Here is a 15,313-nt window from a genome sequence, read left to right as displayed (position 1 = left end):
TAGTGGCAAAGGTCAGGTCCGCGGATGACACCGGTCGTACACCGCGCGGAGCCGTGCCTCAAGGATATGCGTATAGATCTGCGTCGTCGAGAGATCGCTGTGGCCGAGCATCATCTGGATGGCGCGGAGGTCGGCGCCGCGCTCCAGCAAATGCGTGGCGAACGAGTGACGCAGCACGTGGGGGCTGAGCGCGCCGGTGAGCCCGGCTTGAAGGCCGTACGCTTTCAGGATCTTCCAGAAGCCGACCCGCGTGAGCCCGGTGCCCCGGTTGGCGTTGACGAAGAGCCGCGGCGACGATCGCTTCTTCAACAGGACCGGGCGCGACTCCTTGAGATAGCGGGTCACCCACGACGCCGCCTCGTCGCCGAGCGGCACCAGCCGCTGCTTGCGGCCCTTCCCCGTCGTGGTCAGGTAGCCGCTCTCGAGGTTGACGTCCTGTGGTTTCAGGTTGATCAGCTCCGAGACGCGAAGGCCCGTCGCGTAGAGCACCTCGATCAACGCGCGGTCGCGAATGCCACGCGGTGCCGAGGTGTCGGGCGCGGCCAGCAGCTTGTCGACGTCGTCCACCGACAGGAATTTCGGCAGCGTCTTCCAGGCGCGCGGCGCGATCAAGTCGTCGGCCGGGTTGACGGTGCGATGGCCCGAGACCACGAGAAACCGGTAGAAACCGCGGAAGCACGCCACGGCACGGGCCACCGACCTGGGCGCCCGCCCTTCGCCCATCAGCTGACGGACCAGCGCTTCGAGCGCGCGGCGGTCGAGGTCTTCGGCGGGCTTCTCCAGGCCGGCGGCGAATTGCAGCAACTGGGTGAGGTCGCGGCCGTAGCTTTCCACCGTATTGGGCGACAGCCGCCGCTCCACCGCCAGGTGGGATAGATAGGCATCGACCAGCGCGCTCACCACAGAAGGATAGTCCGGCTGAAGCCGGACGCTACTATCTCTTGACCGATGCGTCATTGACAGCGGGAACACCGGGGACTAGCATCAGCTGTTCCCTTGATCGCAATAGAGACACGCTAGTGGCCGTAACACGTTCGAGATGGCAGTCCCTCCCCACCGAAGCCATTAATCCCGCTTCGCTCAACATCGACAAGCTCGACGCCGGGGGCATTGTTGACCTGATGCTGGCCGAAGACCGCCGCATGCTCAACGCCGTCCAGAAGGAGCGCGACCGCATCGCGCTCGGCGCCGACATGTGCGCGAAGGCCCTGCGCAAGGGCGGCCGACTGGTGTTCGTGGGCGCCGGCACCAGCGGGCGACTGGGCGTTGTCGAATCGGCCGAGATGCCGCCGACGTTCGGGACCAACCCGCTGCTGGTGCAGGGCATCATGGCCGGCGGCAAGAACGCCATCATCCGCGCCAAGGAAGGCTCCGAAGACAACTACGAGGAGGGCGCCCGCGCCATCACCCGGCTCGACCCCACCAAGAAGGACGTCGTCATCGGCGTGTCGGCCAGCGGCATGACGCCCTTCGTCCGCGGGGCGCTGACCAGCGCCCGCAAGGCGGGCTCGCGCGTCGTGTTCGTGACCTGCGACCCGCGCAACGAGCTGCAGGCCTTCGTCGACCTCACCATTGCCCCGGCCGTGGGCCCCGAAATCATCGCCGGTTCGACGCGGCTCAAGGCCGGCACCGCGACGAAACTCGTCCTCAACATGCTGACGACGTCGGCGATGATCCTGATCGGCAAGACCTACGGCAACCTGATGGTGGACGTGAATGCCCTCGGGTCCGAGAAGCTCCGCGATCGCGCCCGCCGCATCGTCCACATCGTGACCGACCTCGACTACGACGAGTCCGACAAACTCCTGAAGCGCGCGCATTGGAACGTGAAGGTCGCCATCGTGATGCAGAAGGCAGGGCTGACCTACGCCAAGTCCGTCACCCGGCTGCGCAAGTCCGACGACCTGATCCGCGAAGCGATCGGCGAAGACATCGAGCCCCGCCTCAAAGCCCTGATCGCCGGAACCCTCTAGGCCAGCCCGCGCGACGCGCCGCGGTCGAGCATCACGGTGACGCGCGGATGCAACTGCAGGAACGACGCCGGCAGTTGCGTCGTGATCGGGCCGTCGATCATGCCCGCCACGGCTTCGCTCTTCTCCGCGCCCGTCGCCATCAACACAATCTCCTGCGCGTGAAGGATCGTCGCCATGCCCATCGAGAGCGCGTGGGTCGGCACCCGGCTGAGGTCGCCGCCAAACAGTCCAACGTTCGAGGCGCGGGTCTCGCCCTTGAGCGCGGCGACGTGGGTCTCGGCGTCGAGCGCGGCGCACGGCTCGTTGAAGCCGATGTGGCCGTTGGCGCCGATGCCGAGAATCTGGATGTCGATGCCGCCGGCCACTTCAATGGCGCGCTCGTAGCGCGCGCACTCCGCCGCCAGGTTCAACGCCCGGCCGTTGAGCATCCCGATGTTCACCGGCTCGATGCGCACGTGATCGAACAACTCCGCCTGCATGTAGGAACGGTAGCTGCCGGCGTCCCCCGCGCCCAGGCCGACGAACTCGTCGAGGTTGAAGGTGCGCACCTGCGACCAATCCACGTGCCCGCGATGGCTCCGCGACCGGATCTCCCGATAGAGCGCCACCGGCGTGCGGCCGGTCGGCAGCCCGAGGACGATGCGGGGTTTGAGGGAGATGGCTTCGATCAGGCGAATGGCGAGCGTCGAGGCCAGGACATCTTCGTTCTCGAAACGTTCAATATTCACTGCGGTGTGGCACGGAAGGCGTCAAGGTAAGGAGGCACGCGGACGCCGCCGCCGGCCTCCGCGAGGGCCAGGCGCACGGCGCCGATGGCCGGTTCAACCGACAACAGGGAAACGGTGCAGCGCGGCGCCACTTCGGCGAGCCGCGCGGTCACTTCGGCCGCCAGCCAGCGGGCATTGCGGATCAACCCGCCTGACAGCAGGACCGGGAACTGCTCGCCGCGCATCTCCAGCCTGGTGATCACTGACGCCGCCGCCAGCGTGAGCTCGTCGGCGGCCTCGCGCATGATCTCGGTGGCCACGGCGTCACCCTCGGCCCGCGCGCGCTCGACGGTTTCGCCGAGCGACGCGATGGCGCGCCGACCCTGGGCGTGATCGTAGATCGCGGTCACGAGCTGCTCAGGCCGCGCCAGCGAGAGATGCGCGAGCACGAGCGGCGTGAGCCGCGTGCGGGGACCGCGGCCGTCGGCGTCGCGGACCACCGCGGCCAGCGCCCGGCGGCCAATCCAGTAGCCCGAGCCTTCGTCGCCAAGAGACGAGCCCCAGCCACCGGCGCGGGCGGCCACCCCGTTCTGGTTCACGCCATAGGCAATTGAGCCGGTGCCCGAGATCAGGACCACGCCCGGGCTCACGCCGCCGGAGCCTTCTTGGAGGGGCACGCCGGCGACCAGCGCAATCAGCGCGTCGTTGACGATCAGCGTGTGCGAGCGGAAGCCGAGGCGCCGCATGATTTCGCCGATGATCTGGCCGTCACCCTCGCGGTCGACGCCGGCCAGTCCCAGGCACACGGCAGCGGGCGGCGACGGCTGGCCGGCCATGGCCGCATCGATCACGTGGTGCAGGATTTTTTCGACTTCGAGCTCGCCATGCGCCTGGAGGTTGGCGCCGCTGGCGCGGCCCTCGCCCACCACCCGGCCGTCCGCATCCGCGAGCAGGGCCACCGTCTTGGTGCCGCCCGCGTCGATGCCCAGCACATGCATCCACCTAGCTTACAGCCCGGGCCACGGCCACGGCAGGCCGGAGGCATGCTAAATTGTTGTGTTCCCCATGCTGCGCACCACCTCCCCCGTGGTCGCGCGTCCCGCCTCTGGCGCGGCGCGCCTTTGCCGACGACACGCGTCCTGGCTGACGGTGCTCGCCCTGGTGGCGACCGCCGTGTTCCGCACGGCCGCCGTCGCTCCCGGGCACTTGTCCACCGTCGCGCCAAGCGCGAACGTGGACCTGTCCACCGTAGCCCTTCAGGCGAAGGCGGACCTGTCCGCCGTAGCGCCGAGCGCGAAGGCGGAAACCCGCGCGCTGTGGGTGACCCGGACCACGCTCAGCTCTCCCGACGCGATTCACCAGATGGTGCGCGCCGCCGAAGCCGGCGGCTTCAACACGCTGTTCGTGCAGGTGCGCGGGCGCGGCGATTCGTATTACAGCGGCGCGATTGAACCGCGGGCCGCCGAACTCGCGGCCAGACCGTCGTTCGATCCGCTGGCGGCCGTGCTCGAAGACGCCCACGCGGCGGGCTTGAAGGTGCACGCCTGGGTCGCCGTCAACCTGGTGTCGAGTTCGGTCAGCCTGCCGGCGTCGCGCGAGCACGTGATCTACCGCGCGCCTGAATGGTTGATGGTCCCGCGCGAACTGGCCGCCGAGATGAAGAAGGTGGACGTGCGCAGTCCCGCCTACCTCGGGCGCCTGGCCCGCTGGACCCGCGCGCATGCCTCCGAAGTTGAAGGCCTCTACACCTCGCCGGTCCATCCGGCGGCGCAGTCGCATGCGGCGGCGGTGATTGGCGAGCTGGTCCAGAAGTATGCGGTGGACGGCGTGCACCTGGATTACGTCCGCTTCCCGAACGAAGACTTCGACTACAGCCCCTCGGCCATCGAGCTCTTCAAGAGCACGATCCTGCCGGACCTCACCGACCAGGAGCGCCGCCAGGCGGCCGCGCGTGAAGTGCTGGATCCGGCGGCCTATCCCAACCTGTTTGCCGAGCGCTGGAACGAGTTCCGCCGCGGCGGGCTGACCGAGCTCGTGGTGAAAGTGCGGACCGCGGTGAAGGCGGCGCGCCCCGGCGTGATCGTCAGCGCCGCCGTCGTGCCGGATGCGCGGCTGGCCGCCGACTCGCGGATGCAGGATTGGCGGGCCTGGCTCGACCAGTCGCTCCTCGACGTGCTGTGCCCGATGGCCTACACGAGCGAGGCCGGCGTGTTCCAGCAACAGATCGCCGCGGCGAAGGACTACGCCGGCAGTGTTCCGGTGTGGGCCGGCATCGGCGCCTATCACCTCAGCCCGGCGCAAACCGTCCAGTACATCGCCGCCGCGCGCAAGCTCGGCGCCGCCGGCATCATCCTGTTCTCGTACGACGCGCTGACCGCCCCGCCGAACAGCGCCGGGACCCTGAGTGAACTGGGCCGCGCCGCGTTTGGAGCTGGTTCAGACTAGACTGCGTCTGGTTCCATGACGCTTTCCGCGGTTGATTACGCCGTCATCGGCGTTTACCTGCTCGCGATCACGGCCTTCGGGTCCTGGTTCGCGCGCTACCAGAAGACCACCCGCGACTACTTCCTCACCGACCGCAGCGTGCCCTGGTGGGCGATCTGCTTCACGGTGGTCGCCACCGAAACCAGCACGCTGACCTTCATCGGCATTCCGGCGCAAGCCTACGGCGGGAACATGACGTTCCTGCAGCTGGCGCTCGGCTACATCATCGGCCGCATCCTGGTCAGCATCCTCTTCATCCCCGCCTACTTTCGCCGCGAGCTGTTCACGTCGTACGAGCTGCTCCAGCGGCGGTTCGGCACCAAGGTCAAGACGCTGGCGGCGGTGATCTTCCTCATCACCCGATCGCTGGCGGACGGCATTCGCCTGTTCACCACCGCCCTGGTCATCTCCATCGTCACGCAGGTGCCGGTGACCTGGGTCGTGCTCCTGTTGGGCGCGGCCATGATCGTCTACACGATGCGCGGCGGCGTGTCGGCGGTGATCTGGACCGACGTGGTGCAGATGTTCGTCTACCTGGCCGGCGCCATCGCGGTGGCGGTCGCGTTGCTCAACCGCATTGACGGCGGCTGGGCCGAAGTGGTCCGCGTCGGCCGCGAGACCGGCCGCTTCGCCGTGATCGACGCCTCGTTCGATCTGTCGAAGGCCTACACCCTGTGGGCGGGCCTGCTGGGCGGCGTCGCCCTCACCCTCTCGACCCACGGCACAGATCAGTACCTCGTGCAGCGCCTGCTTTCCGCGCGCAGCGCCAAAGAAGCCTCGCGCGGCCTCGTGCTGAGCGGCTTCATCGTCTTTGCCCAGTTCGTGTTGTTCCTGCTGATCGGCGTGATGCTCTACGCGTATTACCTGCAGGTCCCGGTCCCGCAATCGCTTTCGCGCACCGATCAGATCCTGCCGATCTTCGTCGTCAGCGAGCTGTCGAACGGGCTCGCCGGCTTCATCGTCGCCGCCATCGTCGCCGCCGCGCTGTCGCCGTCGCTCAACGCCATGGCGGCGACGACCATCAGCGACTTCTACCTGCCCTACATCAACCCGTCGGCCGACCAGGCCACGCAGATGCGGATGTCGAAGCTGGCCACGGTCGGCTGGGGCATCGTGCAACTGGCGGTGGCCATCGGCGCGCAGTTCATGCAGCGGTCGGTGCTGGACGCCGGCCTCGCGGTGCTGTCGTTCGCATCAGGCTCGGTGCTGGGCGCCTTCCTGCTCGGCACGCTGGCGCCGTCGGTGAGCGAGCGCGACACCTTTACCGGCATGCTCGCCGGGCTGGCGGTGATGACGGCGGTGTGGTGGGGCACGCCGGTGGCGTTCACCTGGTATGTCCTGATCGGGGCGGTCACCACCTGCGTGGTGGCGTTCGCCATGTCGAGGGTGGCGCCGCCGGCCGCGTCGCCGCGCGCCTGACCATGACGGCTCACTTCCCGCGCGCCACCGCCGTGCTCGACCACGCGATCGCGGCGCGGGTGTGTCCGGGCGCGGTGGTCGAGATCGGCCGCTCCGACGGTCCCCTCGCAACCGTGGTCCGCGGCTCGCTGACCTACGCTGCTGATTCACGCGCGGTCGATCCACTCACCATTTACGACCTGGCTTCGCTCACCAAGGTGCTGGCATCGACGCCGCTGATGGTGGCGGAAGTGAAGGGCGGACGCATGCGGCTCAACGATCGCGTGCGGCATTGGATCCCGGCATGGACCGGGGAGGACCGCCAACGGGTCACTATCCAGGATCTGCTCGAACACTGCTCGGGGCTGCCGGGCCACCGGCGCTATTGGGATCAACGCCATGGCCGGGCGTCGTTCGAGCTGGCCATTTGCGAAGAGCCGCTCGACTACCTGCCCCGCACGCAGTCGGTCTACAGCGATCCGGGCTTCATGCTGTTGGGCTTCGCGCTGGAACACGCCGCCGGCGATCCACTCGATCGGCTCTTTGACCAGTGGCGCGCGCGCGAGCTCGGTCCGAATCTCGAGCTGGCGTTTCGACCCGAAGCCGGGTGGCTCGATCGCATCGCGCCGACAGAGGATTCGCCGCAGGGCGAAGAGCGGCGCGGCGAGGTGCACGACGAGAACTGCGCGGCGCTCGACGGTGTCGCCGGCCACGCCGGCCTGTTCGGCACCGCCGCCGCCGTCGGCGCGTGCGCGCGGTGGTGGCTCGCGTGTCCCGACCTGCCGGCGTTCGCGCGCAAGAGCAACACGCCGGGCAGTTCCCGCGCGCTCGGCTGGGACACGATGCTCCACACCTCGTCTTGCGGCACGCGCCTGTCGCCTCGAGCGATCGGCCACACCGGGTTCACCGGCACGTCGTTATGGATCGATCCGGCGCAGGATCTGTATGTGGCGTTTCTCTCGAACCGCGTGCACCCCTCGCGCGACGGCGAAGGGATCCAGGAGGCGCGCCGCGCGCTCCACGACGCGGTGATCGAGGACCTTTCGGTCTAGGCGCTATTGACCCGGCGTGCGCGGCCCCGGCACGGGCGGACGGTTAGGTTGCGGGGCGCCGCCGGGGAACGGCGAGAACGGGCTCGGCGGGCCGCCGCCGGGCGGCCCCGGACGGCCAGACGATCCTGAAGGCATGCCGAACGCGCCCGGGCGCTGCTGTTGTCCCGACTGCTGCCCCGGCATCGCCCCGGGCTGCTGCATCCCAGGACCCGGCCCTCCGGGCCGCTGTGCCGTCTGAAGGTAGACGAACGCCCACTCGTTGTACTTGTCGCGGCCGTTATAGAGCTTCAGGGAGGTTTCCTTGCTCTTCGAGGTGACCCCGATGATGCCGCCGGCCCCGGTCGCACCGGTGCTGCCGAAGCCCTGCTGCAACCCTTGTTGCGCGGGCGTGCTCAGTCTGGCACTGCCCGGTTGGCCGGTGCCGCCAGTCTGGCCTGGCCGGCTGGCGCCCCCGGGCGCGGTCACGGCCTGGCCCGCCTGGTTGGCGTAGATCGGCTGGAAGTCGTCGTTGGTAATCGGATCCTTGTATTTCTTGCGGAGAAACCGTTGCTCAACCAACACGTCAATCGTCGGCGGCGGTGTATTGGCGAACTTTCGCTGGAACAGGCCAATGGCACGGGCGTACTGGTTCCCGCGGAAGATCAGTTCCTGCTCCTTTTCGCGCGTCGCCAGGGTCGTCCAGGCGGGCAGCACCGCGCCCATCAGGACGGCCATCACGCTCATGGCGACGAGCAAAGCGGCCATCGCATAACCCCGCGACTCGCCCAGGCGTCGCACCCGCGACACGGCGGGCAAGCCTTGACCCGCTAACTTCATGAGTCTATTATCCTTAACAGTCCATCCAGTGTCACGTTTACGCCCGCTCCACCTTTTGGTCCTGCTCGCCGTGTGCTCGTTGTGGGCATGCGACAAGGTACCCCTGACCTCGCCGACGGGTTCGACCGTGACGTTGACGGTAAGCAACACTTCTATCCCCATCAATGGTACGGCACAAGTCGCCGCCGCGGTGATCGAGTCCGGTGGCACTGCAGTACATGACGGCACGATGGTCACTTTCGTCGGCGCGTTCGGCCACTTCACTCCGGCTGAGGCGGCGACGGTAGGCGGCGTTGCGAAAACGATATTCACGGGCACCGGATCGGGCACCGCCAAGATCGGCGCGTTTTCGGGGGCCGCGAAAGCGACAGAAGTCGAAGTCAAGGTAGGCGGCGCGGCCGCCGAGCGCGTGACCGTGCGGACAGAACCGGCGACCATTCCTCAAACCGGCGGCACCGTCACCGTGATTGCCGCCGTCCTGGACGCGAGCGGCAGCGCGCTGCCAAACACCCCCATCAGCTTCACGGTCGATCAAGGCTCGCTCAGCTCCAGTTCCGCGATCACGGACGCGAATGGCGATGGCCGCGTCACCCTGACGACGAACCGAACGACGAAGGTGACCGCCAATGTCGCCGGCAAGTCGGGGGAGTTTACCGTCACGGCGCTCACCGCTCCGACGGTTGTGATTTCGGTATGCACCGCCACACAGTCGGTGGGCGTCTCCGTGAACTGCACGATCACCCCAACCGTCAGCACTGGCGGGAGTCCAATCCAGAACGTCACCGTTAATTGGGGGGACAGTTCAGGCGAGCAACCCATCGGCAGCGTTACCGGTGCGACATCGGCATCGCACACCTACACGGCACCGGGCAACTACACGATGACCGCCGCCGCGACCGACCTGAATTCGCAGCGCGGCACCGCCGCGATCACCTTCGTTGTCAATCGCGTCCTGCCAATCATCACCCTGACCGTTCCGCTGACCGGCACGGCGGGGGTTCCCGTCGCGATGTCGGTCGCGCCACCGGCCACTCCCAACCAGCCGATCACTGGCGTGACCGTGAGTTTCGGTGACGGCACGACGCGGACGTTCGGCGCGATTACCGGCTCCACTGGGTTCACGAAGACCTACGCGAGCGAAGGCGGTTACACCGTCACCGCGACAGTCACGGATGCGAGCGGCCAGCAGGGGCAATCCTCGGCAGCCATCGTGATCAGCCGGGGCTCAGGGCCAACAGCGAGCCTGACGGTTCCGACGCCTCTCACGCGGAATGTCCCAGCGACGTTCACGGTGACCGCAACTCCCGGGACGGGCGGAGCGCCGATCTCGAGCGTGGTCGTCACCATGACCGACGGCACGATCCTGTATTCGGGTGCAACCGGAAGCCAGTTTGTTTACACCTTCCTGGGCTCAGGCAGAACGACGCTCACAACGCGGGTCACCGATACGGCTGGCAATGTTGGACAGCATCAAGTTGCGGTGGACATCATTCCGTAGTTGACGTTCAACGAACACGCGTTCGCCAACAGCAAAGGGCCAGGGTGCGATTCGCACCCTGGCCCTTTTGCTATTTCACGTTGACCCGATCCGGCTAACCGCCTCCGCCAAGGCTACGGCGGGTCAAGAAGCCGGACGCTACATCCGATCAGCCCCTATCCGCTCAATCCCAATCGGCGTAGCGCGTGCCGTCGAGCGCCGTCAGTTCCGAGCCGCTCTTCACGTCGTAGATGCCCACCTGCGACGCCGGGTTGTTGGCGTCCGGCTCGGCCTGCGTCGTCGTCCAGGTGTCTTTCGACTTGGTCAGCGGGTCGGTCGGCACTTCGCGGATGTAGCCCTCCGACACCAGGTCGGCGAGGTCCGCGGGGTACTTGTTCTTGTCGGCGTAGAACTGGTCGATGGCGTCGCGCATGCGGAACAGGTTCTCTTTCAGCGTCGCCTCTTCGGCCCGCCGCACGCTGTTCCGGTACTGCGTCATGCCCACGCTCGCGAGAATCACGAGAATGGTCATCACCACCAGCAGTTCGATGATCGTGAACCCGCGCGAGCGCCGCCAGCGTGGAGTATTGGCTTTCACTGTGAGCTCTCTCAATCCCAGTCGCGGTATTTGGTGCCGTCGAGCGCCGTGCCCTGGTTCTTGGAATATACGTCGTAGACGTTCTGCCCGCCCCAGCTGGTCGAGTCGGGCTTGTCCTGGTAGGCCCGCAGGCCCCACTCCTCGTCACGCATGGTCGGGTCCACCGGCACGCGGCGCAGGAACTTCAGTTTGCGTCCGGTCGCGTCGTTGGCCACCGAGACGCCGTCCACCAGCGTCTGCAGGTCCGGCGGATAGCCCTCGCTGTTGGCCTTGAGCTCGGTGGTCGGGATCTGGCCGGCGTCGGCGGCGTCCTTGAACTTGTCGATCGCCGTGCGCATTTCGCGCAACACGCGCCGCAGTTCGGCCTCGCGCCCGCGCTGGATGGTCACCTTCGCGAGCGGCTGCACCGCCGAGGCCATGATGATGACAATGGTCATCACCACCAGCAGCTCGACGAAGGAGAACCCGCGCGCCATCATTACCGGACCGTGATGCCCGCAGGCAGGAATTGCAGCGGCGCGTTGCCGCCGCCGGGAACGCTGGCCGAACCGGTGACCGACAACGACCCGGTACCCGCCGCGAGGGGCTCAACCAGCAGCGCCGCCAGCAGGCCAGCGGTCGAGGCGCCGGTCTGGTCGCCGGGCCGCGTGATCACGAGGTCCACGCGCCCGCTCTTCTCGTCCACCTGGCTGCTGAACGCGGCGGTGATGCCGCCCTGCCGCATGAAGGTGCCTTCCTGGACGCTACGGACCCGCACCAGGGCCGGGTTGTAAGTGATCGAAATCGTCAACGTCGACAGCCGCGAAGCGCCGGCGACGGAAATCGGCACGGTGTACGGCCCGCTCCCCACGCGCATCTCGCTCGGCGGACTCAACGTGATTCGCGCCGGTGTCGCCGGTTGTGCCGGAGTCGCGGCCGGCGTCGCCGCCGCGGTTCCAGGCTGCCCGGTCGGTGGCGCGGCGGCCGCAAGCGGCGCGGGCTGTATCGCCCGCGCGGCCGCGGCGGGCGGGGCCGGTGCAGGTGGCGCATCCGGCGGCGGTGAGAACACCTGGATGTTGCTTGGCGCCGCTGCCGCCGGTGCCGATGGCGGCGTGACCATTCCCGGGATGGGTGAACTGCCCGGCGGCACCACCGGCCGCTGCGTCGTCCCGGTGGGCAGGACCGGCGCGGCGGCGGGCAGCGTGCCCGCGGGCTGGCCGGCGGCCGCCGGTGAAGGCGCCACGCCAGGCGTGGTCGGCGCCGCCTGTGCCGGTGCGGCAGCCGCCGGAGGAGCGTCGCCGCCGATCACGGCCGGCGGTCCTCCCAACGTCATGTTGCTCTGCGTGCCGATGTAGATCGGGCTCAGGTCCGACGCGCGCAACTCGTGCGTGCGAACGATCCGCGGCGTCAGCAGCATGACGATGTCGGTCTGCTTGATGTTGTTATCATTCGCCGAAAACAGCTGCTTCACGATCGGCAACCGCAAGATGCCCGGGAAGCCTTTCAGCGACCGGCGCTCGTCTTCGCGCAGCAGGCCGGCGAGCAGGTTCGACTCGCCGTCTCGCAAGCGCAGCTTGGTCTGCACCTTGCGGGAGAAGAACGACGGCAGGTTCTGGCCGGCGATGTTGGTGTCTTGCCCGCGCGCGCTGTTCTCGACGCTGATCTCCAGGATGATGTCGCCGTCGTAGGTCACCCGCGGCGTCATGTCGACGATGATGCCGATGGTGCGGTAGCCGTACGACGTGAGCGGACTGGTCCCCGGTCCGCTGCCGGCGAGGGGCGTGAACGTGGTGCTCGGCACTGGGACGTCTTCGCCGAGGTTCAGCGACAGCTTCTGCCCTTCCGTGCCCCGCAGGTTGGGCTTGGCCAGCACCTTGGTCTGCGAATCGCTCTCGAGAAAACGGATGACCGCCGACGGCACCGACAGGTAGAAGTCGGCGGTGCTCACGCCCTGGGAAATGGTGTTCAGGTTGAACGGCTTGGCGTCCGATCCCGGCGCGGCCTCGGGCGAGAAGTTCAGGGCGGCCGAGTAGCTCCCCAGGTCAAGACCGTAGCTCTTGGCCCGCTCGCGGCTCACTTCGAGGATCTGCACGTCCACCGACACTTCGGCGCGCGGCTTGTCGTTGGCTTCGAGGATGCGCTCGGCGATCTGCACCACCGGCCCGGTGGCGCGGATGGTGATGGTGTTGGCCGTCTTGTTGGCGACAATCTGCGGCTGAATCGCCATGCCGGCGACGCGGATGAGGGCGGTCAGCAGCTGCGACATCTCGGTCGCGTCGGCGTTGGAGATGAAGAAGGTGCGAATCACCTGGTCTTCGTACTGCGTCCGCTTCTGCGTGCTGTCGGCGGCAACGATGATGGTCCGCTCGTTCAGCACCTTGTAGAAGAGCTGATTCGAGATCATGATCTGCTGCAGCGCCTGCTCGAGCGAGACGCCTTCGAGCTTGAGCGTGATCGAGCGGTCCTGGAAGTCGCGATCGAAGGTGACGTTGATGCCGCTGTAGTTGCCGATGAAGCTCAGGATCTCGCGAAGGCTGGTGTTGATCAGGTTGACGATCAACGGCTCCGGGTTGGTCGGGCTGAGCACCGGCTCGATGCTGCGGCGCGCCTGCGCGCGCATCTTCTCGATCTCGGGCCGCGGCGTGGCCGCCTCGATGCGGTCGCGCAGCATGCGTTCGATCTCGGCGGCCTTGGCGCCAAGCGTCCGGTTCGACGGTTCGAACTCCTGCGCCTTGCGATACGCCCGCAGCGCTTCCTCCGGCTGGCCGGCGGCTTCGAACTGCCGGCCGCGCTCGGTGTACATCGCGGCGGCGGCGACCATCGCCCGTTCGAGCGCAATCTTGTAGTCGGGACGGTCGGGTTCGTCCTGGAGCGCCTGCCGGTAGAAGCCGACCGCCGACTCCCAGTCGCCGGCCTGACCCGCCGATTCGCCGCGGGCGAACGCGCGTCCGGTGGCGCACCCGGCCGCCAACACGGCGGCCACGGCCACCAACACGATACCGACTGCCAATCGCCTCATCATCATTCGCCCTACTGCCCCGTCAACCGGATCACCTGGCGGCCGCGGCCATCGAGGTACGTCAGCTCGATGGACTCGGCGCCGATCTTCACGATGTGGTACCGGCCGTCAATGTTATCGCCGTCCTTGCCGTACATCGTGACCTTCCCGTCGCTCAACACCGCCCACTTCACCCCGTCGGCCCGCTCCACCAGCGCGATGAACTTCAGCGGAATCGGCGGCGGTGGCGGTGGCCCCGACGGCGGCGGCGGCGCCACCGGCCTGGCCGCTTCGCCCGGCGCCGGCATTACCGGACGCGGCGGCGGCGCCACCACTTTCGGCTGAAACCGGAACGGGTTCCGGGCCGTACCGCTCGGCTCGCTCCGCCCGGCGGTCAGCGCCTCCAACCGCAACGGCTTCACGGCCGGCGCCGGCGCCTGGGCCGCTTCGGCACGCGGCGACCGCGCCCGGGCCGCTGCTCCCGCCGGCGCGCCCGCCGTGGCCGAGCCCCACTGGCTCCACACCGCCAGGGCCAGGACCAGCACCACCGCGCCGCCGATCATCAAGCGGCGCCGATCAGCGAGCATCGCGCCTCGCGCGGTAGAACGTGGACACATCGAGGGTCAGCGCCAGCGGCGCGCTGGCATCCCCGCCCTCCGACAGCGTCACGTTGTCGATCACCACGAACTCCGGCATCGTCTCGATGGCGTGGATGAACTGCTGCACGTCGTCCCAGTCGCCGGTCAGCGTGTAGCTGACCGACAGCCGCTCCAGCACGGAGTCCCGCAGGATCTCCGGCGCCGTCGAACTTTGCAGGAACACCACGTCGTGCGTCCGCGCCAGCAACGCCAGCCTCGAATGCGTGAGACGCTGCGCCGCGCTGACGTCGGCCGGCAGCACCTCGCGATAAAACCGGTCGAGGTCACGCGTCGCCTGGGCCTGCCCATCGCGGGTCGCCTCGGCCGCCGTCAGCTCGGCGCGCGCCTCCGCCAGCGCCTGCGTCGAGGCCTGCGCCCGCGCGCCGCCGCTGGCCACCGACCCGCGCAGCGGCAGCACCGCGCCCACCAGCACGCCAATGTTGATCGCGAGCAGCACGGCCAGCGGCACCAGCACGCGGCGATGCTCGGTCAGCACCCGCGCCAGCGGCACGTCACTCGCGGCGGCGAACAGCGCCTTCATGGCCGCCCTCCCGCCACCACGGTCGCCGCCGTCCGGTTGGCCGGTGCCTCCCTGCCAGGTTCAGACGCCGCCGGCGGCGTGATGGCCGCCGGGGCCGGCGCGCCGTAGTAGGCCTGCAGCACCGACAACAGGGTGCCGTCTTCGGCGCTGGCCGAATCCTGCCGCGACAGGACGTCCTTGAAGACGCCGGTCTTCTCCAGCGCCTCGATGAAGCTGTCGAGGTCTTCCTGCTGGCGCGACCGCACGGTGATCGCCACCAGCAGGCGGCCGACATCGTCGATCTGGGGCTGCACCGACACGATCCGCACGTCCGGGGGCAACGTCGCCTGGAACTGGTTCAGCAGCTCCGTCCACGAGAACGCCCGCCGATCGATCAGCTGGTTGGCCTCACGCGCCGCGGCGTCCACCAGGGCGAGCTGGGTCTTGTCGATCGATTGCTGGACGGTGCGCGCCTTCTGGCGCAGGTCGCGCGCCTCCGCCTCATTGCGGTTGACCGTCTGGCTCAGCTCGCGGTTGTCGCGTTGCAGCCGCCACAGTTCCACCGCGTTGAACACGGTGAGCCCGACGGCCACCACCGCAATGGCGACGACCCCGGCGCGCACGCCGCGGGTGTTGTAGAAGGGCCGCGTTGACAGGTTGGTGTGGAGCATGG

General features: G+C 68.2%; 15 protein-coding genes. 5 read left to right on the top strand and 10 right to left on the bottom strand.

Going from position 1 to position 15,313, the window contains the following annotated elements:
- Nucleotides 1-12: 12 nt before the first annotated feature.
- Entirely contained in the window at nucleotides 13-900 is an 888-nt protein-coding gene (xerD, locus tag WC815_01935) for a site-specific tyrosine recombinase XerD (protein MFA5907515.1), read from the bottom strand.
- 119 nt (nucleotides 901-1,019) lie between these two features.
- Here xerD and murQ point away from each other — a divergent pair, with 119 nt between their 5' ends.
- Nucleotides 1,020-1,973, top strand: a complete 954-nt coding sequence (gene murQ / locus WC815_01930) for an N-acetylmuramic acid 6-phosphate etherase (protein MFA5907514.1) — start codon at nucleotides 1,020-1,022, stop codon at nucleotides 1,971-1,973.
- Here murQ and nagB read toward each other — a convergent pair.
- Complete coding sequence (nagB, locus tag WC815_01925) at nucleotides 1,970-2,701, bottom strand: glucosamine-6-phosphate deaminase (protein ID MFA5907513.1); 732 nt, start codon at nucleotides 2,699-2,701, stop codon at nucleotides 1,970-1,972. The genes murQ and nagB overlap by 4 nt on opposite strands.
- A complete protein-coding gene (locus WC815_01920; protein MFA5907512.1) occupies nucleotides 2,698-3,678 on the bottom strand; it encodes a BadF/BadG/BcrA/BcrD ATPase family protein in 981 nt (326 codons plus the stop codon). Before WC815_01920 ends, nagB begins: the two co-directional genes overlap by 4 nt.
- A gap of 67 nt (nucleotides 3,679-3,745) precedes the next feature.
- On the opposite strand from WC815_01920, the gene WC815_01915 reads away from it, so the two are divergent.
- From WC815_01915 to WC815_01905, 3 genes are read left to right on the top strand one after another with little or no spacing between them, the layout of a single operon-like run.
- Nucleotides 3,746-5,125 (top strand): family 10 glycosylhydrolase, encoded by a 1,380-nt coding sequence (locus WC815_01915; protein ID MFA5907511.1) that lies wholly within the window; start codon nucleotides 3,746-3,748, stop codon nucleotides 5,123-5,125.
- A 15-nt stretch (nucleotides 5,126-5,140) separates the two neighbouring features.
- On the top strand, nucleotides 5,141-6,583 hold the full coding sequence (locus WC815_01910) for a sodium:solute symporter (protein ID MFA5907510.1): 1,443 nt from the start codon (nucleotides 5,141-5,143) through the stop codon (nucleotides 6,581-6,583).
- A gap of 2 nt (nucleotides 6,584-6,585) precedes the next feature.
- Entirely contained in the window at nucleotides 6,586-7,614 is a 1,029-nt protein-coding gene (locus tag WC815_01905; GenBank protein ID MFA5907509.1) for a serine hydrolase domain-containing protein, read from the top strand.
- A 3-nt stretch (nucleotides 7,615-7,617) separates the two neighbouring features.
- Here the strand turns inward: WC815_01905 and WC815_01900 are convergent, their stop codons facing one another.
- Nucleotides 7,618-8,430, bottom strand: coding sequence for a type II secretion system protein (locus WC815_01900; GenBank protein MFA5907508.1), 813 nt, complete (start codon nucleotides 8,428-8,430; stop codon nucleotides 7,618-7,620).
- Nucleotides 8,431-8,557: 127 nt separating this feature from the next.
- Between WC815_01900 and WC815_01895 the strand changes: the two genes are divergently transcribed.
- Nucleotides 8,558-9,928: a PKD domain-containing protein gene (locus tag WC815_01895; protein ID MFA5907507.1), complete on the top strand. Its 1,371-nt coding sequence runs from the start codon at nucleotides 8,558-8,560 to the stop codon at nucleotides 9,926-9,928.
- A 163-nt stretch (nucleotides 9,929-10,091) separates the two neighbouring features.
- Here the strand turns inward: WC815_01895 and WC815_01890 are convergent, their stop codons facing one another.
- The 6 genes from WC815_01890 to WC815_01865 are packed head-to-tail and all read right to left on the bottom strand — an operon-like array spanning nucleotide 10,092 to nucleotide 15,311.
- On the bottom strand, nucleotides 10,092-10,505 hold the full coding sequence (locus tag WC815_01890) for a prepilin-type N-terminal cleavage/methylation domain-containing protein (protein ID MFA5907506.1): 414 nt from the start codon (nucleotides 10,503-10,505) through the stop codon (nucleotides 10,092-10,094).
- An 11-nt stretch (nucleotides 10,506-10,516) separates the two neighbouring features.
- Nucleotides 10,517-10,984 (bottom strand): type II secretion system protein, encoded by a 468-nt coding sequence (locus tag WC815_01885; protein MFA5907505.1) that lies wholly within the window; start codon nucleotides 10,982-10,984, stop codon nucleotides 10,517-10,519.
- Nucleotides 10,984-13,494, bottom strand: coding sequence for a hypothetical protein (locus tag WC815_01880; protein ID MFA5907504.1), 2,511 nt, complete (start codon nucleotides 13,492-13,494; stop codon nucleotides 10,984-10,986). Before WC815_01880 ends, WC815_01885 begins: the two co-directional genes overlap by 1 nt.
- 20 nt (nucleotides 13,495-13,514) lie before the next feature.
- Nucleotides 13,515-14,069 carry a hypothetical protein gene (locus tag WC815_01875; protein ID MFA5907503.1) on the bottom strand — a complete coding sequence of 185 codons (555 nt, stop codon included), beginning with the start codon at nucleotides 14,067-14,069 and terminating at the stop codon, nucleotides 13,515-13,517.
- The gene (locus WC815_01870; GenBank protein MFA5907502.1) at nucleotides 14,059-14,661 is read right to left on the bottom strand and encodes a GspMb/PilO family protein; all 603 of its coding nucleotides are present in this window, start codon (nucleotides 14,659-14,661) and stop codon (nucleotides 14,059-14,061) included. The genes WC815_01875 and WC815_01870 overlap by 11 nt, the downstream gene beginning before the upstream one ends.
- Nucleotides 14,658-15,311: a hypothetical protein gene (locus tag WC815_01865; GenBank protein MFA5907501.1), complete on the bottom strand. Its 654-nt coding sequence runs from the start codon at nucleotides 15,309-15,311 to the stop codon at nucleotides 14,658-14,660. The genes WC815_01870 and WC815_01865 overlap by 4 nt, the downstream gene beginning before the upstream one ends.
- Between the last annotated feature and the right edge of the window lie 2 nt (nucleotides 15,312-15,313).

The organism is Vicinamibacterales bacterium (assembly GCA_041659285.1).
GTDB lineage: Bacteria > Acidobacteriota > Vicinamibacteria > Vicinamibacterales > UBA2999 > 12-FULL-67-14b.
This window is presented reverse-complemented; position numbering and strand designations above follow the sequence as displayed.